Origin of the sequence: Enterobacter cloacae complex sp. P40C2 (assembly GCF_014930695.1) — a bacterium.
In the GTDB taxonomy this organism is placed as follows: Bacteria; Pseudomonadota; Gammaproteobacteria; order Enterobacterales; family Enterobacteriaceae; genus Enterobacter; species Enterobacter pasteurii.
The window spans coordinates 195,934-217,240 of sequence record NZ_JADBRP010000002.1; the positions used below are offsets into that span (position 1 = coordinate 195,934).

Annotated in this window: 21 protein-coding genes and 1 other annotated feature; of the genes, 6 read left to right on the top strand and 15 right to left on the bottom strand. The window is 56.5% G+C overall.

Features of this window, described 5'->3' with window-relative positions:
• Positions 1 to 38 precede the first annotated feature (38 nt).
• Positions 39 to 1,952, bottom strand: coding sequence for a molecular chaperone DnaK (gene dnaK / locus IM304_RS06145; protein ID WP_006810169.1), 1,914 nt, complete (start codon positions 1,950 to 1,952; stop codon positions 39 to 41).
• 295 nt (positions 1,953 to 2,247) lie between these two features.
• On the opposite strand from dnaK, the gene satP reads away from it, so the two are divergent.
• Positions 2,248 to 2,814: an acetate uptake transporter gene (gene satP / locus IM304_RS06150; RefSeq protein WP_148420032.1), complete on the top strand. Its 567-nt coding sequence runs from the start codon at positions 2,248 to 2,250 to the stop codon at positions 2,812 to 2,814.
• On the opposite strand, the gene IM304_RS06155 is transcribed toward satP, so the two are convergent.
• The 3 genes from IM304_RS06155 to tal form a co-directional block, all read right to left on the bottom strand.
• Positions 2,791 to 4,113, bottom strand: a complete 1,323-nt coding sequence (locus tag IM304_RS06155; RefSeq protein WP_193354760.1) for an MFS transporter — start codon at positions 4,111 to 4,113, stop codon at positions 2,791 to 2,793. The genes satP and IM304_RS06155 overlap by 24 nt on opposite strands.
• Before the next feature lie 122 nt (positions 4,114 to 4,235).
• Positions 4,236 to 4,823 (bottom strand): molybdopterin adenylyltransferase, encoded by a 588-nt coding sequence (gene mog / locus IM304_RS06160; RefSeq protein WP_176608742.1) that lies wholly within the window; start codon positions 4,821 to 4,823, stop codon positions 4,236 to 4,238.
• Between the two features lie 112 nt (positions 4,824 to 4,935).
• A complete protein-coding gene (tal, locus tag IM304_RS06165) occupies positions 4,936 to 5,889 on the bottom strand; it encodes a transaldolase (protein ID WP_148420029.1) in 954 nt (317 codons plus the stop codon).
• Positions 5,890 to 6,151: 262 nt separating this feature from the next.
• Here tal and IM304_RS06170 point away from each other — a divergent pair, with 262 nt between their 5' ends.
• Together IM304_RS06170 and yaaA are read left to right on the top strand one after the other, a co-directional pair.
• Positions 6,152 to 7,582 (top strand): sodium:alanine symporter family protein, encoded by a 1,431-nt coding sequence (locus IM304_RS06170; protein WP_193354761.1) that lies wholly within the window; start codon positions 6,152 to 6,154, stop codon positions 7,580 to 7,582.
• A 66-nt stretch (positions 7,583 to 7,648) separates the two neighbouring features.
• Positions 7,649 to 8,422 (top strand): peroxide stress protein YaaA, encoded by a 774-nt coding sequence (yaaA, locus tag IM304_RS06175; protein WP_176608744.1) that lies wholly within the window; start codon positions 7,649 to 7,651, stop codon positions 8,420 to 8,422.
• Between the two features lie 31 nt (positions 8,423 to 8,453).
• Here the strand turns inward: yaaA and IM304_RS06180 are convergent, their stop codons facing one another.
• From IM304_RS06180 to yjjY, 7 genes are all read right to left on the bottom strand, one after another.
• The gene (locus IM304_RS06180) at positions 8,454 to 8,741 is read right to left on the bottom strand and encodes a DUF2502 domain-containing protein (RefSeq protein WP_193354762.1); all 288 of its coding nucleotides are present in this window, start codon (positions 8,739 to 8,741) and stop codon (positions 8,454 to 8,456) included.
• Positions 8,742 to 8,985: 244 nt separating this feature from the next.
• Entirely contained in the window at positions 8,986 to 10,272 is a 1,287-nt protein-coding gene (gene thrC, locus IM304_RS06185; RefSeq protein ID WP_148420025.1) for a threonine synthase, read from the bottom strand.
• A 3-nt stretch (positions 10,273 to 10,275) separates the two neighbouring features.
• A complete protein-coding gene (gene thrB, locus IM304_RS06190) occupies positions 10,276 to 11,205 on the bottom strand; it encodes a homoserine kinase (RefSeq protein ID WP_148420024.1) in 930 nt (309 codons plus the stop codon).
• A gap of 1 nt (position 11,206) precedes the next feature.
• Positions 11,207 to 13,669 (bottom strand): bifunctional aspartate kinase/homoserine dehydrogenase I, encoded by a 2,463-nt coding sequence (gene thrA / locus IM304_RS06195; protein ID WP_193354763.1) that lies wholly within the window; start codon positions 13,667 to 13,669, stop codon positions 11,207 to 11,209.
• 25 nt (positions 13,670 to 13,694) lie between these two features.
• Positions 13,695 to 13,812, bottom strand: a sequence feature (Thr leader region).
• Entirely contained in the window at positions 13,751 to 13,819 is a 69-nt protein-coding gene (gene thrL / locus IM304_RS06200; protein ID WP_015572623.1) for a thr operon leader peptide, read from the bottom strand. (Overlaps the previous feature by 62 nt.)
• Positions 13,820 to 14,030: 211 nt before the next feature.
• The gene (locus tag IM304_RS06205) at positions 14,031 to 14,717 is read right to left on the bottom strand and encodes a tRNA/rRNA methyltransferase (protein WP_148420022.1); all 687 of its coding nucleotides are present in this window, start codon (positions 14,715 to 14,717) and stop codon (positions 14,031 to 14,033) included.
• 399 nt (positions 14,718 to 15,116) lie between these two features.
• Positions 15,117 to 15,257 carry a protein YjjY gene (gene yjjY, locus IM304_RS06210; protein ID WP_001303782.1) on the bottom strand — a complete coding sequence of 47 codons (141 nt, stop codon included), beginning with the start codon at positions 15,255 to 15,257 and terminating at the stop codon, positions 15,117 to 15,119.
• Between the two features lie 95 nt (positions 15,258 to 15,352).
• Here yjjY and arcA point away from each other — a divergent pair, with 95 nt between their 5' ends.
• Positions 15,353 to 16,069: a two-component system response regulator ArcA gene (gene arcA, locus IM304_RS06215; RefSeq protein WP_013367683.1), complete on the top strand. Its 717-nt coding sequence runs from the start codon at positions 15,353 to 15,355 to the stop codon at positions 16,067 to 16,069.
• A 49-nt stretch (positions 16,070 to 16,118) separates the two neighbouring features.
• On the opposite strand, the gene creA is transcribed toward arcA, so the two are convergent.
• A complete protein-coding gene (creA, locus tag IM304_RS06220) occupies positions 16,119 to 16,589 on the bottom strand; it encodes a protein CreA (protein WP_148420021.1) in 471 nt (156 codons plus the stop codon).
• A gap of 214 nt (positions 16,590 to 16,803) precedes the next feature.
• On the opposite strand from creA, the gene robA reads away from it, so the two are divergent.
• Positions 16,804 to 17,673 (top strand): MDR efflux pump AcrAB transcriptional activator RobA, encoded by an 870-nt coding sequence (robA, locus tag IM304_RS06225; protein WP_148420020.1) that lies wholly within the window; start codon positions 16,804 to 16,806, stop codon positions 17,671 to 17,673.
• Here robA and gpmB read toward each other — a convergent pair.
• Entirely contained in the window at positions 17,670 to 18,317 is a 648-nt protein-coding gene (gene gpmB / locus IM304_RS06230) for a 2,3-diphosphoglycerate-dependent phosphoglycerate mutase GpmB (RefSeq protein ID WP_148420019.1), read from the bottom strand. The two genes, robA and gpmB, sit on opposite strands and share 4 nt — an antisense overlap.
• A 49-nt stretch (positions 18,318 to 18,366) precedes the next feature.
• On the opposite strand from gpmB, the gene yjjX reads away from it, so the two are divergent.
• Positions 18,367 to 18,882: an inosine/xanthosine triphosphatase gene (yjjX, locus tag IM304_RS06235; RefSeq protein ID WP_193354764.1), complete on the top strand. Its 516-nt coding sequence runs from the start codon at positions 18,367 to 18,369 to the stop codon at positions 18,880 to 18,882.
• On the opposite strand, the gene trpR is transcribed toward yjjX, so the two are convergent.
• The gene (gene trpR / locus IM304_RS06240; protein ID WP_176608751.1) at positions 18,873 to 19,202 is read right to left on the bottom strand and encodes a trp operon repressor; all 330 of its coding nucleotides are present in this window, start codon (positions 19,200 to 19,202) and stop codon (positions 18,873 to 18,875) included. The two genes, yjjX and trpR, sit on opposite strands and share 10 nt — an antisense overlap.
• Before the next feature lie 55 nt (positions 19,203 to 19,257).
• Positions 19,258 to 21,195 carry a murein transglycosylase gene (gene sltY / locus IM304_RS06245; RefSeq protein ID WP_176678656.1) on the bottom strand — a complete coding sequence of 646 codons (1,938 nt, stop codon included), beginning with the start codon at positions 21,193 to 21,195 and terminating at the stop codon, positions 19,258 to 19,260.
• Positions 21,196 to 21,307: the final 112 nt, after the last annotated feature.

Sequence of the window (21,307 nt, forward strand, 5' to 3'; positions counted from 1 at the left end):
CTACGCCCGTGCCGATTAATTACCCTGCATCAGGGCGATTATTTTTTATCTTTCACTTCTTCGAACTCAGCGTCGACAACGTCGTCGTCTTTCGCGTTGTTCTGGGAAGCATCAGCGCCCGCCTGCTGCTGTGCGTGCTGCTGCTGAGCGATTTCCATCAGCTTCTGAGAAACCTGTGCCAGCTCCTGCATCTTCGCTTCGATATCCGCTTTGTCTTCGCCTTTCAGAGACGTTTCCAGCGCGCTCAGTGCAGTTTCGATAGCCGTTTTGTCTTCCGCTGGCAGTTTATCGCCCGCTTCCTCAACCTGCTTACGGGTGCTGTGCAGCAGATGGTCACCCTGGTTACGGGTCTGAACCAGCTCTTCGAACTTACGGTCGGATTCCGCGTTAGCTTCGGCATCACGAACCATTTTTTCGATTTCCGCTTCGTTCAGGCCAGAAGATGCTTTGATGGTGATCTTCTGCTCTTTACCGCTGTTTTTGTCTTTCGCAGACACGTGCAGGATACCGTCAGCATCGATGTCGAAGGTCACTTCGATCTGCGGCATGCCGCGCGGTGCCGGGTTGATACCGTCCAGGTTGAACTGACCCAGAGATTTGTTATCCGCCGCACGCTTACGCTCACCCTGAATCACATGGATGGTTACCGCAGACTGGTTGTCTTCAGCGGTAGAGAACACCTGGCTGTGTTTCGTCGGGATAGTGGTGTTTTTGTTGATGAGCGGAGTCATCACACCGCCCATGGTTTCGATACCCAGGGACAGCGGGGTAACGTCCAGCAGCAGTACGTCTTTCACTTCACCCGTCAGTACACCACCCTGAACCGCAGCACCGATAGCAACCGCTTCGTCCGGGTTCACGTCTTTACGCGGCTCTTTGCCAAAGAATTCAGCTACTTTCTTCTGAACCATTGGCATACGGGTCTGACCACCTACCAGGATAACGTCCTGAATGTCAGACACGGACAGGCCAGCGTCCTGCAGTGCAACTTTCAGCGGCTCGATGGAACGATTAACCAGGTCTTCTACCAGGCTTTCCAGTTTCGCACGGGTCACTTTAATGTTCATGTGTTTCGGACCGGTCGCGTCTGCGGTGATGTACGGCAGGTTCACGTCGGTCTGCTGAGCGGAAGACAGTTCGATCTTCGCTTTCTCAGCCGCTTCTTTCAGGCGCTGCATGGCCAGCGGGTCGTTACGCAGGTCAATGCCCTGATCTTTCTTGAACTCGTCAACGAGGTAGTTGATGAGACGGGTATCGAAGTCTTCACCACCCAGGTGGGTATCACCGTTGGTTGCCAGAACTTCGAAGGTTTTTTCGCCGTCAACGTCGTCGATTTCGATAATAGAGATATCGAAAGTACCACCACCCAGGTCGTAAACCGCGATAGTACGGTTGCCAACTTCTTTATCCAGACCGTAAGCCAGTGCAGCTGCGGTTGGTTCGTTGATGATACGTTTGACTTCCAGACCTGCGATACGGCCAGCATCTTTGGTTGCCTGACGCTGAGCATCGTTGAAGTAGGCTGGAACGGTGATAACAGCTTCAGTTACCGGCTCACCCAGGTAATCTTCCGCGGTTTTCTTCATTTTTTTCAGTACTTCAGCAGAGATCTGCGGCGGTGCAGTTTTGGTGCCTTTCACATCAAGCCATGCATCGCCGTTATCTGCTGCGATGATTTTGTAAGGCATGATAGAAACGTCACGCTGAACTTCTTCGTCCTGGAAGCGGCGGCCAATCAGGCGTTTGATCGCAAACAGGGTGTTTTGCGGGTTTGTCACTGCCTGACGTTTAGCCGGCTGACCAACCAGAGTTTCACCATCCTGGGTATAAGCAATGATAGAAGGCGTGGTGCGATCGCCCTCGGCGTTCTCCAGCACACGTGCAGTAGTGCCATCCATAATCGCTACACAAGAGTTGGTAGTACCCAGGTCGATACCAATAATTTTACCCATCTAAACGTCTCCACTAAAAATTCAGTCAACATGTGGTTGTGTACCTGTAATAAGGGCAGAACGTGCTTTTTCAACTGCCCAGATTTGATTTTTTTCAGGTCCACACACTGCGGTTGCTTACAAGATGGGGTCGCAACGTCATCCATCAAGGGGGAGACATAAAAAAATTTTAATTTCACCCTGATGAGATCATAGACGGCGTCGATGCCGCCCATTATGATGCCGCGCCCCGTCAGGGAGAATTGACGCGGGTTTAACCATTTCACCATTTTGATGATGATTTTTTTGAGGACTTATGGGCAACACTAAGTTGGCTAATCCGGCTCCGCTGGGCCTGATGGGTTTTGGCATGACCACCATTCTGCTGAACCTGCACAATATCGGGATGTTCCCGATGGACGGCATTATCCTGGCGATGGGCATCTTTTACGGCGGTATCGCACAAATCTTCGCGGGCCTGCTGGAATATAAGAAAGGCAACACCTTCGGCTTAACCGCCTTCACCTCTTACGGTTCGTTCTGGCTGACCCTGGTCGCGATTCTGCTGATGCCAAAAATGGGCCTGGCGGATGCGGCAAACGCCCACTTCCTGGGCGTGTACCTGGGCCTGTGGGGCGTGTTCACCCTGTTCATGTTCTTCGGCACGTTAAAAGGCAACCGCGCGCTCCAGTTCGTCTTCCTGAGCCTGACCGTACTGTTCGCCCTGCTGGCAGTTGGCCACCTGGCGGATAACGAAGGCATCGTTCACGTTGCCGGCTGGATTGGCCTGGTGTGCGGCGCAAGCGCTATCTACCTGGCAATGGGTGAAGTGCTGAACGAGCAGTTCGGCCGCACCATTTTACCGATTGGTGAAAAACACTGATCCCTCTGTCGTGTCCGCCTCGCGGGCACGACATCCCTCTGACTGGCGCAGCCAAATCCCCAATACCAGCCCCATCAGCGATAACGCCAGCACGTACCAGGCAGGCGCCAGGGGTGACACGCCCATCAGTACCGTGACCACAATCGGCGTCAGCCCACCAAAAATGGCATACGAGACGTTATAAGAGAAAGAGATCCCGGTGAAGCGAACCTCAGGCGGAAACGCGCGCACCATCACGTACGGTACGGCGCCCACCACGCCCACGCAAAGCCCCACGATGCCGTACAGCATGAACAGCTGTTCAGGATGGCTGCCCGCAAGATGGTAGAACGCCCAGCTCGACGCGGCCAGCAGCAGGCTGCCGACAATAAAGGTCACGCTGGCCCCGAAACGATCCGCCGCCAGCCCGGCGGCCAGACAGCCAAAACAGAGCATAACGGTGGCGATACTGTTCGCCTGTAGCGTCACGGCAGGGGCGAAGCCGTACTGCTTTTGCAGCCAGACCGGCGACATTAAAATCACCACCACGATACCCGCCGACAGCAGCCAGGTCAGCAGCATCGACACCACCACCGCTTTTTTATGCCGCACCACCACCGTCTTAACCGGCAGCTCCCGGGCCAGCGCCTTGCGCTGCTGCATTTCCAGGAATATCGGCGTCTCCTGCAGCCAGCGGCGCAGATACATTGCCACCAGGCCAAACGCCCCGCCCAGCAGGAACGGAATACGCCAGCCCCAGTCGTGAACGGCCTGCTGCGTCATGCTGGTATTGATGATGGTTGCGACCACGGAGCCAAGCAGGATCCCAATCGTCAGCCCTGCGGTCAGGGTTCCGCAAGCAATACCGATGCGGCGCGCCGGGACGTGCTCGGCGACAAACACCCAGGCGCCCGGCACTTCTCCGCCAATCGCCGCCCCCTGAAGAATACGCATCAGCAGCAGCAATAGCGGGGCGATAATGCCCATTGAGTCATAGGTCGGCAGCAGGCCAATGGCCAGCGTCGGTACGGCCATCAGCAGGATACTGAGGGTAAACATCTTCTTACGCCCCACCAGATCGCCGAAGTGCGCCATCACAATACCGCCGAGCGGGCGCGCCAGGTACCCGGCGGCAAAGATGCCGAAGGTTTGCACCTGGCGCAGCCATTCCGGTATATCCGCAGGGAAGAACAGTGCTCCCACCACGGCGGCGAAGAAGACGAAGATGATGAAGTCGTAAAACTCCAGCGCGCCGCCCAGGGCGGCGAGCGTAAGGGTTTTGTAGTCCTGGCGATTCAGAGGTCGGGTGTTATGTGACATAGCGAACCATTGTGCATGTATTGTGGATTATTTTTTACAGCAATCGTAAAGAAAAAATTACTATATCGTAAATCCATTTACACGCTACTGCGGCTGGCGCTAATGTCACATTTTAGTTAACTTCAGGAGATTGTCTCGCGGCGCGCGCTTTTAGGGCGAAATGCTGCTACCACCTTGTCGTCCGTTTCCACGTACGGCCCGTCGAGCAACTGTATACAATACGGTACACTCGCGAATATGCCGTGAACAATGACGCTGCCATCCTCGGCTTTTAATCCTTCCAGCGTCTCTTTGATCGACTTCGGCTGCCCCGGCAGGTTCAGGATCAGCGCCTGCTTGCGGATCACTCCGACCTGACGGGAAAGAATTGCCGTCGGGACAAAGTGTAGACCGATCTGCCGCATCTGTTCACCGAAGCCCGGCATTTCACGATCGGCGATTGCCAGCGTTGCGTCCGGCGTCACGTCGCGGCGCGCGGGGCCGGTTCCGCCGGTCGTCAGCACGAGGTGACAGCTCATCTCATCCACCAGCTCACACAGGGTCTGCTCGATGATCGGCTGCTCGTCGGGGATCAGGCGAGTCTGGATCTCGAACGGGGTGGTCAGCGCGCTGCGCAGCCATTCTTCGAGAGCAGGGATGCCTTTATCCTGATAAACACCGCTGGAGGCGCGGTCAGAAATCGACACCAGGCCGATGCGTAAGGTATTCATATCCAATTCATCCAAAAAGTACTGATTAACGGGAATGATACACGCAGAGAGGAATTTCAGACAGAGGCGGAGGGAGAAGACGCGTGACCGGTAGCCCGGTCACGCGGAATGATTACAGCAGATCGCCGATCATTTTTTCCAGTTTTTCCTGGTCGACAGCAAACTTACGGATACCGTCCGCCAGTTTGTCTACCGCCATTGGATCCTGGTTGTGCTGCCACAGGAACTCGGATTCGGTGATGCGCTCAGGACGCGCCTTCACTTCGCCGGTGTAGGACAGCTTGCGCTCGATAGCGCCTTCGCTTTCCGCCAGCTCTTTCAGCAGCGCAGGGGCGATGGTCAGGCGGTCGCAGCCCGCCAGCTCGATGATTTCACCGACGTTACGGAAGCTTGCGCCCATAACAACGGTTTCATAGCCGTGCTGCTTGTAGTATTCGTAGATTTCAGTTACGGAAATCACGCCCGGATCTTCAGACGCCGCGTACTCTTTCTTGTCGGTGTTGGCTTTGTACCAGTCCAGAATACGGCCCACGAACGGAGAAATAAGGTATACGCCTGCTTCAGCACACGCACGCGCCTGCGCGAAGGAGAACAGCAGGGTCAGGTTACAGTTGATGCCTTCTTTTTCCAGCTGCTCAGCAGCGCGAATGCCCTGCCAGGTAGAGGCCAGTTTGATCAGGATGCGGTCGTTGCTGATGCCAGCATCGTTGTACAGTTTGATCAGACGTTTTGCTTTGGCGATAGAGGCTTCGGTATCGTAGGACAGACGTGCGTCTACTTCGGTAGAGATACGGCCAGGAACGAGTTTCAGAATTTCCAGACCGATGTTCACTGCCAGTTTGTCAGTGGCATCCACAACCTGCTGCGCGCGGTCATTGCTCTGTGCTTTCGCCCAGGTCACCGCCTCGTCGATCAGTTTGCGGTACTCAGGGATCTGCGCAGCGTTAAGGATCAGAGAAGGGTTGGTTGTGGCATCCTGCGGCTGGTACAGCTTCATTGCCGCGATATCTCCGGTGTCAGCGACGACAGTGGTGAACTGACGAAGGGAGGTCAATTTATCCGTCATGATAGTGTTTCTCTTTTAACGTTCCCTGGATAATTCACACTACCGACAGCTTGCCAGCAGCGGAAAAATGACAGGTTTACTTGTTAGGGGGATGTAACCGGTCTGCCCTGATGATAACACGAGTGAGAGGCAGCGCAACCGCAGACAGTGCGCTTAGGCAGAGTATGATAAACTCAGAATATTAACAGGCTGCTAAGTAACGGCATGCCCAATCAGTGGTAGCGCTTACATATTCACGTTGGCATCAACAAGAGGGACGTTAGTGCCTGATTTCTTTTTCTTTATCAATGAAGTTCTCTGGGGTTCGATAATGATATACCTGCTTTCAGGAGCAGGTATCTGGTTTACGTGGCGCAGCGGGCTGATTCAGTTTCGCTATATCCGCAAGTTTGGCAGAAGTCTGAAAAACAGCGTCACTCCGCAACCGGGCGGTCTGACCTCCTTTCAGGCGCTCTGTACCAGCCTCGCCGCCCGCGTCGGTAGCGGTAATCTTGCCGGCGTAGCGCTGGCAATCGGCGCCGGCGGCCCGGGCGCGGTATTCTGGATGTGGGTCACGGCCATCATCGGCATGGCCACCTCCTTTGCCGAGTGCTCGCTTGCGCAGCTCTACAAAGAAAAGGACGACAGCGGTCAGTTTCGCGGCGGCCCCGCCTGGTACATGGCTCGCGGGCTGGGAATGCGCTGGATGGGCGTCCTGTTCTCGATCTTTTTGCTGATTGCCTACGGCCTTATATTCAATACCGTACAGGCAAACTCCGTCGCCCACGCGCTGCGCTTTGCCTTCAACTGTCCCGAGTGGCTGACGGGCGGCGCGCTTGCCCTTCTCACCCTGCTGACCATTGTGACCGGGCTGAAAGGGGTTGCCCGCCTGATGCAGTGGCTGGTTCCCGTTATGGCGCTGCTGTGGGTGTCCACCAGCCTGCTGGTGTGCGCGATCCATATCGATGAGGTGCCTAACGTCATCGCCACCATCTTCAAAAGCGCGTTCGGCTGGCGCGAAGCGGCCTCCGGCGCGCTGGGCTACACCATTAGCCAGGCGCTCACGGCGGGCTTTCAGCGGGGGATGTTCTCAAACGAAGCGGGAATGGGCTCCACGCCGAACGCTGCCGCCACGGCCGCATCCTGGCCTCCACACCCCGCCGCGCAGGGCATTGTGCAGATGATTGGCGTCTTCACGGACACGATTGTTATCTGCTCTGCCAGCGCGATGATTATGCTGCTGGCCGATGCCGTTGAGCAACCGTCCGGCACGGCCGGCATTCACTGGGTACAACAGGCGCTGGCCAGCCACGTCGGCGGATGGGGCGCGGGCCTTGTCGCGCTCGTGCTGGGGCTTTTCGCCTTCAGCTCCATTGCGGTGAACTATATCTATGCCGAAAACAACCTTATCTTCCTGAACGTCAATTCCCGCCTTAGCCGCACAGCGCTTCGCGCGGGGGTGCTGGTGATGGTGATCGTCGGCTCCATGCTCAGCATGCCGATGGTCTGGCAGCTGGCGGACGTCATCATGGCGCTGATGGCCATCACCAACCTGACGGCAATTTTGCTCCTGTCGCCCGTTGTGACGCTCATCGCGCGCGATTACCTTCGCCAGCGCAAGCTCGGCGTTCCGCCCGTCTTTGACGCCTCGCGCTATCCCGAAATTGAGTCGCAACTCGCCCCCGGCACCTGGGATGATTTGCCGCGGCAATAACAGCTATCGATCAATTCAGGGCGATTTTTTGTTAAAGTCGCTCTAAATTTCCTGCAAGGACTGGATATGCTGATTCTGATTTCACCTGCAAAAACGCTCGACTACCAGAGCCCGCTCGCCACCGAGCGTTATACCCAGCCGGAACTGCTGGATTATTCACAACAGCTGATCCGCGAGGCGCGTAAGCTGTCCGCCCCGCAGATCGCCTCGCTGATGGGCATCAGCGATAAACTCGCAGACCTGAACGCCACCCGCTTCCATGAGTGGCAGCCGGACTTCACGCCGGCCAACGCCCGCCAGGCGCTGCTGGCCTTCAAAGGTGACGTGTATACCGGCCTGCAGGCAGAAACGTTTAGCGAAGCGGACTTCGATTTTGCCCAGCAGCATCTGCGCATGCTGTCCGGCCTGTACGGCGTGCTGCGCCCGCTGGATCTGATGCAGCCGTATCGTCTGGAGATGGGTATCCGCCTCGAAAACGCCAAAGGCAAGGATCTGTATCATTTCTGGGGCGATATCATCACCGGCACGCTTAACGCGGCGCTCCAGGCTCAGGGCGATAACGTGGTGATTAATCTGGCCTCCGATGAGTACTTCAAATCGGTGAAGCCGAAAAAGCTGAATGCGGACATTATCAAGCCGGTGTTCCTCGACGAGAAGAACGGCAAATTCAAAGTCATCAGCTTCTACGCCAAAAAAGCGCGCGGCCTGATGAGCCGCTACATCATTCAAAACCGCCTGACGAAGCCGGAGCAGCTTACCGGATTCAACAGCGAAGGCTATTTCTTTGATGAAGCATCGTCAGGGAAAAACGAGCTGGTGTTTAAGCGCCACGAGCAGTAAAACCAAACCCCGCCAACTGGCGGGGTTTGCATTAATGGTGTTTGCGGTCCGGCCCCGGACGACGCTCGTCATGACGGTGATGGTCGTGACGGTCGCGACGTTCATCGTGCGGACGCCAGCGGTTATCGCGCCAGTCATAGTGTGCCTTCCACCAGTCATGGTCGCGCCAGCGGCCGCCATCCCAGTAGTGCCCGCTATTGTCCCGATCGCCAATGTGCAGTTTTACCGCAGGCACGAGGGTGATCTCGGCTGCCTGTACCGCCATGGGAGCGACCAGCATCAGTGAAAGCGCGATGAGTGCAGGTTTCAGTGTAGACATCGATGACTCCTTATTCTTTTTGCCCAGCGAGGGCCGATGTAAGGAGAGTACGTGAAGGGAACGGGGGATGTTATTCTCTGCAATCCTAAACGCTAAGTGACCGCATTTATTGGGAATTTCTGCTTTTTTCCTGCTTATTTCCTCCTTAATTTCTTCACAAAAAAGCCGGGTAGCGCTGCGCTTGCCCGGCCTCTGTTCAGAGCTGATGTGGATCGGGTCAGGCGTAGCCGCCACCCAACAAAAATTATCCGCGCGTCATCATCAGCTTACGCAGCGCCGCGAAATCTGCCGGCAGCTCATGGGAGAGCAGCGGCAGGTCGGCGCGCTCGGCCAGCTCTTTTGGCAGCGGCAGCGTTTCGCCCAGAATAGCTTCCACGCTCTCTTTGAACTTGGCAGGATGCGCCGTGCCGAGGAACAGGCCATACTCCCCCGGTTGAAGACTGTCGCGCAGCGCACGGTAGGCAATCGCCGCGTGCGGCTCAGAGGTATAGCCCACCGCCTTCAGCTCGCGCATGGTCGCTTTGGTGGTTTCGTCCGTCACTGCCGCATAGCCGAGGTCGCTCAGGCGCCAGATCTTGCGGCGGAAGAGTTCTTCCACGCGCGGCCAGTTGTTTGGCTGTGACACATCCATCGCGTTGGAGAGCGTCGCCTGGGTGGCGTTTGGCGCCCACTTACCGTCCTTCAGGAAGCGCGGCACGGTGTCGTTGGCGTTGGTGGCGGCGATAAAGCGCTTCACCGGCAGACCGAGCGATTTCGCCAGCAGGCCCGCCGTCAGGTCGCCGAAGTTACCGCTTGGCACGGAAACCACCAGCTGATTGCGCGCCTCCTGCGGCAGCTGGGCCACCGCCTCGAAGTAGTAGCAGATCTGCGCCAGCAGACGGCTGATGTTGATGGAGTTGGCGGAGTTCAGCCCCAGCGCAGCCTTCAGCTCTTCATCATCGAAGGCCTGCTTCACCAGCGCCTGGCAGGCATCGAAGTCACCGTCGATCGCCACGGTTTCAATGTTGCCGCCGAGCGTGCAGAACAGTTTTTCCTGCAGCGGGCTGATTTTGCCTTTCGGATAGAGGATCACCACGCGCACGTTTTTCAGGCCGTAGAACGCATGGGCGACCGCCGCACCGGTATCGCCGGAGGTTGCGGTCAGGATGGTCACCGGTTTGTCGCCGCTGATGTGGGTCAGCATCTGCGCCATAAAGCGACCGCCGAAGTCTTTGAACGCCAGCGTAGGGCCGTGGAACAGCTCGAGACAGCCGACGTCCGGCTCCACCTGCTTAACCGGAGCCGGGAAAGCAAACGCCGCACGCACGCGCTCTTCCAGCAGCTCCTGTGGAATTTCGTCCCCGATAAACGCGGAGAGAATTTTGGTGCTGCGGGTGACAAAGTCCTGCTTCAGCAGCTCATCAATGTCGGTCAGCTGAAATTCCGGCAGGTCATGGGGGAAAAACAGCCCCTGATTTTTGCCCAGCCCCTGAGTCACCGCCTGCGCGAAGCTGACCTGCTCGTTATGATCTTTAAGGTTGTAGAGTTTCATTCGTTATCCCAGTACTCGTGCGCCAGCCGTGTCCAGACGGCAAATATGAACAAAGCCTTCCTGATTTTGCAGGTAGTGTTTAGAGAGCCAGTCCGCCACGCGCTGCGCGGTGTCTGGCTTGTCGCATAAGGCAAACAGCGTCGGGCCGGAGCCAGAGATGCCGCACGCCTGCGCGCCGATATCCATAGACGCCTGTCGCGCCTCGTTAAAGCCGGGCAGCAGCTTAGTGCGGTACGGCTCGGCAATAACGTCTTTCATCAGCTTCGCCGCCAGCTGCGGCTGACGGGTATAGCAGGCGTGGATAAAGCCCGCCAGATGACGCCCGTGGGCAATGCAGTCCTGACGACGATACTGCGCGGGCAGGATCGCGCGCGCTTCGGCGGTAGAAACTTTAATTCCCGGATAGGCCAGCACCCATAGCCACTCATCAAACCCTGGCACCTGCTGGCTGATGATGCCATTTTCTTCGATCATCAGCTGCATGCCGCCGAGGAAGCAGGGGGCGACGTTATCATAATGAATGCTGCCGGAGATGCGCCCTTCCAGCTCGCCCATCAGCGCCAGCAGGCGGCTGTTATTTAACGGCTTGCCGCAATGCTCGTTCATCGCCACCAGCGCGGCGACCACCGAGCAGGCGCTGGAGCCCAGCCCGGAGCCAATCGGCATGCTTTTTTCCAGCGTCATGGTCACCGGCACGCTTTTGCCGATCTCCTGACAGAAGCGCTCCCAGCACTGATAGACGATGTTCTCGCGCGGGTCAGACGGCAGCTTGCTGGCGAAGCGACCCACGTTATTCAGGCTGAAGCTGTCTGCCGCTTCTACCGTAACCGTATCGCCCAGCAGCGAACCATCAACCGGCGTCACCGCCGCGCCCAGCACGTCAAACCCAACGCTCATGTTAGCGCTGGAAGCCGGGGCATAAACTTTGACCATGTTAAACTCCTAACTTCCATGACAGGGTACGCAGCAGATCGGCAAACACGCCCGCCGCCGTCACATCATTCCCTGCACCATAGCCGCGAAGCACCAGCGGCAGTGGCTGATAATAATGGCTGTAAAACGCCAGCGCGTTCTCGCCGTTTTTCACCTTGTACAGCGGATCGTTGCCGTCCACTTCGGCAATCTTCACGCGGCACACGCCATCTTCCTCAATGTTGCCAACATAGCGCAATACCTTACCTTCATCACGGGCTTTCGCAACGCGAGCGGCAAAGGCGTCGTCCAACTGAGAGAGTTTCGCCATAAAGGCATCAACGTTCCCGCTGCCGTCAAACTCCGCCGGCAGTACCGGTTCAATCACAATGTCCGACAGCTCCAGCTCGCGGCCGGTTTCGCGCACCAGGATCAGCAGCTTGCGCGCCACGTCCATGCCGGAGAGATCGTCACGCGGGTCCGGCTCGGTGTAGCCCAGCTCGCGCGCGGCGCGGGTGGCCTCCGACAGGCTCATGCCTTCATCAAGCTTGCCGAAGATAAACGACAGGGAGCCGGAGAGAATGCCGGAGAATCGCTGCAGTTCGTCGCCCGCGTTCAGCAGGTTTTGCAGGTTCTCGATGACCGGCAGCCCCGCGCCCACGTTGGTGTCGTACAGGAACTTGCGGCGGGACTTGCTCGCCGCCAGGCGCAGCTGGTGATAGTAATCCATCGACGAGGTGTTGGCCTTTTTGTTCGGCGTTACCACGTGGAACCCTTCGCGCAGGAAGTCCGCGTACTGGTCGGCAACCGCCTGGCTGGAGGTACAGTCGACGATCACCGGGTTAAGCAGGTGATACTCTTTCACCAGACGGATCAGGCGGCCCAGGTTGAACGGCTCTTTTGCCTCTTCCAGCTCCGCCTGCCAGTTTTCCAGGTTAAGGCCATGAACGTTAGTCAGCAAAGCCCTGGAGTTAGCGATACCGCAGACGCGCAGATCGATATGTTTCTTCTTAAGCCACTCCTGCTGGCGCTTCACCTGCTCCAGCAGCGCGCCGCCGACGCCGCCGACGCCAACCAGGAACAGCTCGATCACCTGATCGGTGTTGAACAGCATCTGGTGAACCACGCGCACGCCGGTGGTGGCATCATCGTTATCCACAACCACGGAAATTGAACGCTCAGACGACCCCTGCGCGATCGCCACGATATTGATATTGGCCCGCGCCAGCGCGGCAAAGAATTTGGCTGAGATACCGCGCAGGGTACGCATGCCGTCGCCGACGACGGAGATCACGGCCAGGCGCTCCTGAATGGAGAGCGGCTCCAACAGCTCCTCTTTCAGCTCAAGGTAGAACTCTTCTTCCAGCGCGCGGCGGGCGCGCAGGCAGTCGCCCTGCGGCACGCAGAAGCTGATGCTGTATTCGGAAGAGGACTGGGTGATCAGCACGACGGAAATGCCTTTGCGGGACATGGCGGCAAACACGCGGGCTGCCATGCCGACCATGCCCTTCATCCCGGGGCCGGAGACGCTGAACATCGCCATATTGTTCAGGTTAGAAATGCCTTTCACCGGCAGGCCATCTTCATCCGAGCTGGCGCCAATCAGCGTGCCCGGCGCCTGCGGGTTACCGGTATTTTTAATCAGGCAAGGGATCTGGAACTGGGCAATGGGAGAGATGGTACGCGGGTGAAGCACTTTAGCGCCGAAGTAAGAAAGCTCCATCGCTTCCTGATACGACATCGACTTCAGCAGCCTGGCGTCCGGCACCTGACGCGGGTCACAGGTATAAACGCCGTCGACGTCGGTCCAGATCTCACAGCAGTCTGCGCGTAAGCAGGCCGCCAGTACGGCAGCAGAGTAATCGGAGCCGTTACGGCCCAGCACCACCAGCTCGCCCTTCTCGTTTCCGGCGGTGAAGCCCGCCATCAGGATCATATGGTCAGACGGAATTTTGCTCGCGACAATGCGGCGAGTCGACTCGGCAATGTCGACGGTGGATTCGAGGTAGTGGCCGACCGCCAGCAGTTTTTCAACGGGATCGATTACGGTCACGCCGTGTCCGCGCGCTTCCAGCACGCCCGCCATAATGGCGATAGAGAGTTTTTCCCCCCGGCAGATCAGCGCCGCGTTGATGCTGTCCGGGCACTGGCCCAGCAGGCTGATACCGTGCAGAACGTGTTTGATCTGGGCAAATTCATGTTCAACGGTGGTTTTCAGCTGCGCCAGCGGGAAGCCTGGCTGGGCGTCTGCCAGCCCCTGCAGCAGTTCTGCAAAAATACGCTCGGCGTCGCTGATGTTCGGAAGTGCATCCTGGCCACCGATGGTTTTTTCAATCATCGCCACCAGGTGGTTCGTGATTTTGGCCGGGGCAGAGAGCACGGTGGCAACCTGCCCCTGCCTGGCGTTACTTTCCAGGATATCGGCAACGCGCAGAAAACGCTCTGCATTTGCCACTGACGTACCGCCGAACTTCAACACTCGCATGGGTTCTACCTCATTTCCTTTAGCCGAAAAAAAAGCCCGCACTGTTCAGGTGCGGGCTTTTTTCTGTTTTTCCTGTACGCGTCAGCCCGCATCGTTACCTGTGGTAATGATGATGGTTGTGGTAATGGTGGTGATGCTGATGCGTTTCATGGATGTTGTGTACTCTGTCATTATTATCTGTCTGTGCTGTATTCTTTTAGGGTTAAAGGATCGGGCACCTTAAGTCAATGAATTTTTAATTCGATCACAGTTTGGGACGTTCTCACGTCCCGCTGCGCGCAGATTTATTTTCATCGGAATAACCCAGATGCAACCCCAGACATCAGCAGGATCGGCCATAATAAAAACCTATGACACTATTTTACTCGGTCAATTTTTTTTCAATATCATGCAGCAATCGGTGCAACATTGCCGTGTCGCGCTGTTCAAGTCGCCCTAAGCGCTGCTGCAGCCAGTCCACCAGTTTTTGATCGTCCGCTACGCCCAGCTGCCCAAGCAGGTTTTCCACGCGCGCGCGCAGCGCAGCCAGCTGGTTTTCATCCGTTCCCGTCACTGGCGGCTGAGAAATTTGTATTAAGGATGCTAATTGATAGCAATAGACCATGACCGCCTGCCCGAGATTTAGCGACGGATAATCCGCCACCATTGGCGCGCCCGTCAGCACGTCAGCCAGCGCCAGCTCATCGTTGGTCAGCCCGGAATCTTCGCGGCCAAAAACCAGCGCCGCTTTCTCCAGCCACTGGCTTTTCTCGCTCAGCATCGGCACCAGCTCGGCGGGCGTGGCGTAGTAATGAAACTTCGCCCGGCTGCGTGCGGTCGTGGCGACGGTAAAAGAAATATCGTGCAGCGCGTCGGCGAGCGTAGCGTAAGTGGTTATATTATCGAGAATATCCCCCGAACCGTGCGCCACCCAGCGCGCAGCAGGCTCCAGATGCGCCGTGCTGTCCACAATACGCAAATCCGTAAAACCCATGGTCTTCATGGCGCGCGCCGCAGCGCCAATATTCTCGGCTCTTGCTGGCGCCACCAGCACAATCGACAGATGCATTTATGCTCTCTTTTTAAGCAGTTAGCGGATAAAAATGTGATTCACTTCAACATATTACGCAGCACGAATTTACAAAATTGCAACACAAATCACCGAAATAGCGTTTCATAACAAATTAAAAACGCTACACTATTTTGTGACTGAACAATTAGTTAGAATGTTAACAGAACCTGATTATCCTTATGTTTTATAATGATAATGAGCCTGTGAATACTCATTCTCAATTGGATTCGTACCGTTTATCAATTAATGTCCGCAACTAGTTGGTTTATTGAAAAATTGTGACAAAGGCTAGCATTCGGCTACGATGATTTCATCAAACTGTTAACGTGCTACAATTGAACTTGATATATGTCAACGAAGCGTAGTTTTATTGGGTGTCCGGTGTCACTTAGCCTGTTATGTTGCTGTTAAAATGGTTAGGATGACAGCCGTTTTTGACACTGTCGGGTCCTGAGGAAAAGTACCCACGACCAAGCTAATGATGTTGTTGACGTTGATGGAAAGTGCATCAAGAACGCAATTACGTACTTTAGTCACGTTAGGCCGATCATGTTAATTTGCGACATGCATCAGGCAGGTCAGGGACTTTTGTACTTCCTGTTTCGATTTAGTTGGCAATTTAGGTAGCAAACATGCAGACCCCGCACATTCTTATCGTTGAAGACGAGTTGGTAACACGCAACACGTTAAAGAGCATTTTCGAAGCAGAAGGCTACGATGTCTTTGAAGCGACCGATGGCGCAGAGATGCATCAGATCCTTTCTGAAAATGATATCAACCTGGTGATTATGGATATCAACCTGCCGGGCAAAAACGGCCTTCTTCTGGCGCGCGAGCTGCGTGAACAGGCGAACGTCGCGTTGATGTTCCTGACAGGCCGTGACAACGAGGTTGATAAAATTCTTGGTCTGGAAATCGGCGCGGATGACTACATCACCAAGCCGTTCAACCCTCGCGAGTTAACCATTCGCGCACGCAACCTGCTGTCCCGTACCATGAATCTGGGCACGGTCAGCGAAGAGCGTCGTAGCGTTGAAAGCTACAAGTTCAACGGCTGGGAACTTGATATCAATAGCCGTTCGCTGATTAGCCCGAACGGTGAGCAGTATAAACTGCCGCGCAGTGAATTCCGCGCGATGCTGCACTTCTGCGAAAACCCGGGCAAAATTCAGTCCCGCGCAGAGCTGCTGAAGAAAATGACCGGCCGTGAGCTGAAGCCACACGATCGTACCGTTGACGTGACCATCCGTCGTATTCGTAAGCATTTCGAATCTACGCCTGATACGCCGGAAATCATCGCCACTATCCATGGCGAAGGTTATCGTTTCTGCGGCGATCTTCAGGAGTAATCCGGCTCGTCACGCAGTAAAAAACGGCGCTTTTAGCGCCGTTTTTTTATCAATGCCACGGCATAATCGGCACCGCGCTAATCGCGTTTTTCGGTGAGCCTTCCACCACTTTGTCCGAGTAGGCCAGATAAGCCAGGGTGTTGCGTTTCGCGTCATAAAAACGCACCACCTGCAGCTTTTTGAACACCAGCGAGGTCCTTTTCTGGAACACGACGTCGCCCTGTGCTTTGCCGTTTTTGATTTTGTCGCTTAGCTCAACCGGACCAACCTGCTGGCAGGAAATGGCCGCGTCGGAAGTGTCTTCAGCCAGCCCCAGACCGCCCTTAATGCCGCCCGTTTTCGCCCGGCTGACATAACAGGTGACGTTTTTCACGTCCGGATCGTCAAACGCCTCCACCACAATTTTGTGGTCCGGCCCAAACATTTTAAACACGGTATCCACGGAGCCAATTTGCTCCGCCTGCGCCGCGCGCCCGGCCATCAAAGCCAGTGCCGCAAAGAGTAAAGCCTTGTATTTCATATTGTTACCATTCATAAATATTACGCTAAGCGATTATTCAACAGGTGAGGCAAAAATGTAGCAAGATCACAGGATTAGAATATATTTGCGTATAAATCACCACAAAAAGCATTAATGCGCAAAAAAAACACTGAATGCTAAAACGTCAAAAAATGCTATTATCCGCTAACCTGTAATCAGGCACCTGCAGCAGTTTTAAGGATGAGGATAGTATATGGATCAGGCTGGAATTATTCGCGACCTGCTCACCTGGCTGGAAGGTCATCTCGACCAGCCTTTGTCACTGGATAATGTGGCGGCAAAAGCAGGCTATTCCAAGTGGCATCTGCAACGGATGTTCAAGGATGTCACCGGTCATGCTATCGGTGCCTATATTCGTGCCCGTCGTTTGTCAAAGTCTGCCGTCGCGCTGCGTCTGACCGCACGGCCGATTCTGGATATTGCCCTGCAATATCGCTTCGATTCGCAGCAAACCTTCACCCGCGCCTTTAAAAAACAGTTCTCGTTAACGCCGGCGCTCTATCGCCGCTCGCCCGACTGGAGCTCGTTTGGCATGCGTCCGCCGCTTCGTCTGGGCGAGTTTGCGATGCCAAAATATGAAATCGTCACCCTGCCGGAAACGCACCTGATCGGCACCACGCAGAGCTACGCCTGCTCTCTGGAGCAGATCTCCGAGTTCCGTCATCAGATGCGGGTTCAGTTCTGGCGCGAATTTTTAAGCCACGCCCCGGCTATTCCGCCGATTCTGTATGGCCTGAACGAAACGCACCCGAGTCAGGAAAAAGACGACGAGCAGGAGGTGTTTTACACCACCGCGCTCACCCCTGACATGGCAAATGGCTACATTCAGGGCGCTAAGCCTGTCGTGCTGGAAGGCGGCGAGTACGTCATGTTCTCCTACGAGGGCTTAGGAACGGGCGTTCAGGAGTTTATCCTGACCGTTTACGGGACCTGCATGCCAATGCTGAATCTGAATCGCCGTAAAGGTCAGGACATTGAGCGCTACTATCCGGCGCAGGACGCTAAGCCGGAAGAAGGCCCTATCAATCTGCGGATGGAATTCCTTATCCCGGTACGTCGTTAACGCTGCAATTCGTCCAGCGCAGGGGCATCGAGATGCGAAATGTCCCCTGCCATCTCAACCACCCAACCTGACGCCAGCCAGGCGCTTTCCTGATAGTCGATGCGGGAAATGGAGCAGTTACGCAGTCGCAGTCGGCGTTCGGCATATGCCGGCAGCCCCAGAATAGTGCTCACCAGGCAACCCAGCGCGATGCCGTGACTCACCAGCAGCGGACGGCTGCCTGCCGGAAGCTTCAGGCACTCGGCCAGCGCGGCATGCATACGCACGCTCAGCTCCTGCATGGACTCTCCCTCAGGGATACGCCCCTCTTCCGTACCGTTCACCAGCGCACGACGCCAGCCTTCTTCGGTTTCCGTCAGCGTATCGATAGGGCGTTTTTCCAGCACGCCCATGTCCAGCTCGCGCAGGCGCGGCTCGAGAGTGACGTCGCAGCCGCAGGCATCAGCGATAATGCGTGCCGTCTGCTGCGTGCGGCCTAAATCACTGGAGATAACGTGAGTGATACCCAGCGTTCTGGCGCGTTCCGCCACCTGCCACGCCTGTTGCACACCCTTGTCGGTGAGAGGACTGTCTGACTGGCCCTGAATACGTCGCTCGGCGTTCCACTGCGTTTCACCGTGGCGAACAAGGTATACCTGTAACATGCTTTTTTTCCGTTATACTGCGATGAGTTTTTTTGAATCGAGCTTAATTATGCACCATGTTGTCTCTGCTACCACCAATCCTGCCAAAATTCAGGCAATTCTAAGGGCATTTGAAGAGATCTTCGGCGAAGGATCCTGCCATATTGACGCCATCGGCGTCGAGAGCGGCGTACCGGAACAGCCGTTTGGCAGCGAGGAAACGCGCGCTGGCGCACGAAATCGCGTGGCGAATGCCAAAGCCGCCGCACCAGACGCTGACTTCTGGGTCGCGATTGAAGCGGGAATCGACGAAGGCGCAACCTTCAGCTGGGTTGTTATCGAAAGCCGCGAGCAGCGCGGTGAAGCGCGTTCAGCCACCCTGCCGCTGCCGGAAATCATTCTGAATAAAGTGCGCGAAGGCGAAGCGCTCGGGCCGGTGATGTCGCAGTACACCGGCATTGACGAGATTGGCCGTAAAGAAGGGGCAATTGGCGTCTTCACCAAAGGCGTTTTGACCCGCTCAGGCGTGTATCACCAGGCGGTAGTTTTAGCGTTGAGCCCGTTTCATAACGCGATTTATCGCTGAGCGCCCAAGAGGATCTGCTCCAGCCACTGGCGCAGCTCAACCGGCGCAGATTTCAGGCTGTTCGATCCGCGGGTGATTGTCGCAATGCCCGCGCCCAGCTCGTTTTTCAGCTCGCGCTGGCTCATTTCGCCGCGCAGCAGCTCTTCAATAATGCGTACCCGCGTGCCCAGCGCTTCGCGTTCATCGGGCGTCAGCATAAGCTGTAATAGCGGTAAATGCAGATCCTTGTCATAAGACTGGCGGAGCAACTCCACAAAACGAAGCCACTCCTGATGACGCTGTTCGGCCATTGCCGAGGAATACGGGGAATGCTGGGTCATGTTATGCTGCCTCTTGTACTCATTAACGAGTACAGCATAACACAACCCGCGCCGATCAGTAACGTCTCTGCCACTCGGCATCGCTCATCAGCGCATCTTTCTCCCCCATGAAGTGGCGATAGTAAGCGTCATAAGCCAGCACGTTCTTCACGTAGCCACGCGTTTCAGAGAACGGAATACTCTCGACGAACGCTACGGCGTCGATACGCCCTGCGCTGTTGCCAAGCCAGGTGCGCACGCGCCCCGGTCCCGCGTTGTAGGCCGCTGACGCGAAGATGCGGTTATTGCCAAACTGCTGATAGACGTACTGCAGGTAGCTGGTACCGATGTTGATGTTGGTCTCCGGGTCCAGCAGCTGCGAGGGGCTGCTGTAGCCTGGGATATTAAACATCTTCACCGTGTGCGTCGCGGTGCCCGGCATGATCTGCATCAGGCCGCTGGCGCCTACCGGAGAACGGACTTTCGGGTTCCAGGCGCTCTCCTGACGGGCAATGGCCATCGCGTAGCTTTGCGGAATATCTTTGCCGCTGGTGTAGCGCTCAAAGAGATCGCTGTAAGCCAGCGGGAAACGCTCCTCAAGGTGATCCCACAGCTTGCCGGAGATCGTCGCCTGCACGCTCAGATCCCACCAGCGGTTATCGAACGCATAGCGGGCAAGCTGCGCTTTCTCATCCGTGGTGCGGCTGGTGACCAGATTGGCCCACTCGCTGCGCGCGGTGTTATCCAGATTCCAGTACATCAGCTCGCGAACGCGCGCCATTTCAGGCCCCTGCGTCAGCGCCGGGTTCGCGGTGGCTGGCGCTTTGTCGATCTTAAGCGTGTACGTCTCGCCCAGACGCTGCGCCGCGGCCATCGGGTAGAATCCGCGCTGCTGCATCAGGGAGTGAAGGATATCTTTGGCTTCGTCTTCACGACCGCGCTCCAGCAGCAGATCCGCCTGCCAGTAGCGCCATTCGTCTTTCTCTTTGGCGTCCATCGGCAGGCGCGCCAGCCAGGTATTCAGGCCGCGGCGATCGCCCGTTCCCAGCGCCATACGCACGCGACGTTCGACCAGCGAGACAGAGTTTGAGCGCATGACCGCATCGTCACGCCAGCGGGCCTGCTCATCGGTGACGTCTGCTCCCATCAGTCGCCACGCCACAATGTCGCGCAGCTCCTGGGTTTGATCGTCATTGAGCTGTTGGGCCTGCACCAGCTGCGGGATCATCAGCCGCGCGTTTTCCACATCATCACGCGCCACGCTGGCAAAGGCGACTGCCGCCATCTGCCGGGTAAAATCGGTCGCGCCAGTGGTGCGCGCAAACGTCAGGACGGTGTTCGGATCGTTTGCCAGGCCGATAACGGCAGAAGCAATGGTCTGATAATCCGCCGGCATTTGCCCCGCCAGCACGGTGACCAGCCGCGTGTTCCCGGCCTTCATAGCCAGGCGGATGCGTTCGAGGTAGGAGAGCGGATCCTGCTGCCCCGACGCGCGCCAGGCGCTGAAAAGCGGATCGCAGGCGTTGGGCTGGCTTTTGCCCGTCAGCCACAGCTCTTTTGCGCCGGCCCACGCTTCTTCCTGCTGGCCGGTAGCCCATTTCGCGTAATAGTAATTACACTGCGCTTCCGTCGCGCCCGGCTTGTCCGGGCTGAACGCCAGCAGGCCGCGCCAGTCTTCGCGACGGGCAAGCTCGTTCACGAACCGGGACTTCAGGGTGCGCGCAGGCGGCAGGGTCGGGTTCGCCTGAATGAAGTTGTTCACGGTGACGGTTGGTTGATTCATCAGATCGTCAGTAATCTGGCGATACTCCAGATACGGATACAGCGGATAATCCTTCAGCGTCGGCATCAGCGCCTGCACGGTATCCATCTGCCTGTTGTCCCATGCCTGCTTAATCTGGGCATAGCGGCTACGTTGTTCATCCAGTGAATCGGCATGCACCGCCTGGCTTACCGCCATTACGCATACGCTGGCAGCCAGCAGACGCCAGACCACCCGTTTGGCTTTTTCCACAAGCTCTTCCTCATTGTTTTTCGTTAGTTGCAGCGTCTTGCCACGTCAAAGTCACATCAACTTATGCTAACCAGGCATCCCGCAACGCGCCACGTCATGGACACTTTTTTAC

Excerpts from the sequence above, each read along its gene's own strand:
- dnaK (WP_006810169.1), bottom strand. The coding sequence starts at position 1,952 with ATGGGTAAAATTATTGGTATCGACCTGGGTACTACCAACTCTTGTGTA.
- satP (WP_148420032.1), top strand. The coding sequence starts at position 2,248 with ATGGGCAACACTAAGTTGGCTAATCCGGCTCCGCTGGGCCTGATGGGT.
- IM304_RS06155 (WP_193354760.1), bottom strand. The coding sequence starts at position 4,113 with ATGTCACATAACACCCGACCTCTGAATCGCCAGGACTACAAAACCCTT.
- mog (WP_176608742.1), bottom strand. The coding sequence starts at position 4,823 with ATGAATACCTTACGCATCGGCCTGGTGTCGATTTCTGACCGCGCCTCC.
- tal (WP_148420029.1), bottom strand. The coding sequence starts at position 5,889 with ATGACGGATAAATTGACCTCCCTTCGTCAGTTCACCACTGTCGTCGCT.
- yaaA (WP_176608744.1), top strand. The coding sequence starts at position 7,649 with ATGCTGATTCTGATTTCACCTGCAAAAACGCTCGACTACCAGAGCCCG.
- IM304_RS06180 (WP_193354762.1), bottom strand. The coding sequence starts at position 8,741 with ATGTCTACACTGAAACCTGCACTCATCGCGCTTTCACTGATGCTGGTC.
- thrC (WP_148420025.1), bottom strand. The coding sequence starts at position 10,272 with ATGAAACTCTACAACCTTAAAGATCATAACGAGCAGGTCAGCTTCGCG.
- thrB (WP_148420024.1), bottom strand. The coding sequence starts at position 11,205 with ATGGTCAAAGTTTATGCCCCGGCTTCCAGCGCTAACATGAGCGTTGGG.
- thrA (WP_193354763.1), bottom strand. The coding sequence starts at position 13,669 with ATGCGAGTGTTGAAGTTCGGCGGTACGTCAGTGGCAAATGCAGAGCGT.
- IM304_RS06205 (WP_148420022.1), bottom strand. The coding sequence starts at position 14,717 with ATGCATCTGTCGATTGTGCTGGTGGCGCCAGCAAGAGCCGAGAATATT.
- arcA (WP_013367683.1), top strand. The coding sequence starts at position 15,353 with ATGCAGACCCCGCACATTCTTATCGTTGAAGACGAGTTGGTAACACGC.
- creA (WP_148420021.1), bottom strand. The coding sequence starts at position 16,589 with ATGAAATACAAGGCTTTACTCTTTGCGGCACTGGCTTTGATGGCCGGG.
- robA (WP_148420020.1), top strand. The coding sequence starts at position 16,804 with ATGGATCAGGCTGGAATTATTCGCGACCTGCTCACCTGGCTGGAAGGT.
- gpmB (WP_148420019.1), bottom strand. The coding sequence starts at position 18,317 with ATGTTACAGGTATACCTTGTTCGCCACGGTGAAACGCAGTGGAACGCC.
- yjjX (WP_193354764.1), top strand. The coding sequence starts at position 18,367 with ATGCACCATGTTGTCTCTGCTACCACCAATCCTGCCAAAATTCAGGCA.
- trpR (WP_176608751.1), bottom strand. The coding sequence starts at position 19,202 with ATGACCCAGCATTCCCCGTATTCCTCGGCAATGGCCGAACAGCGTCAT.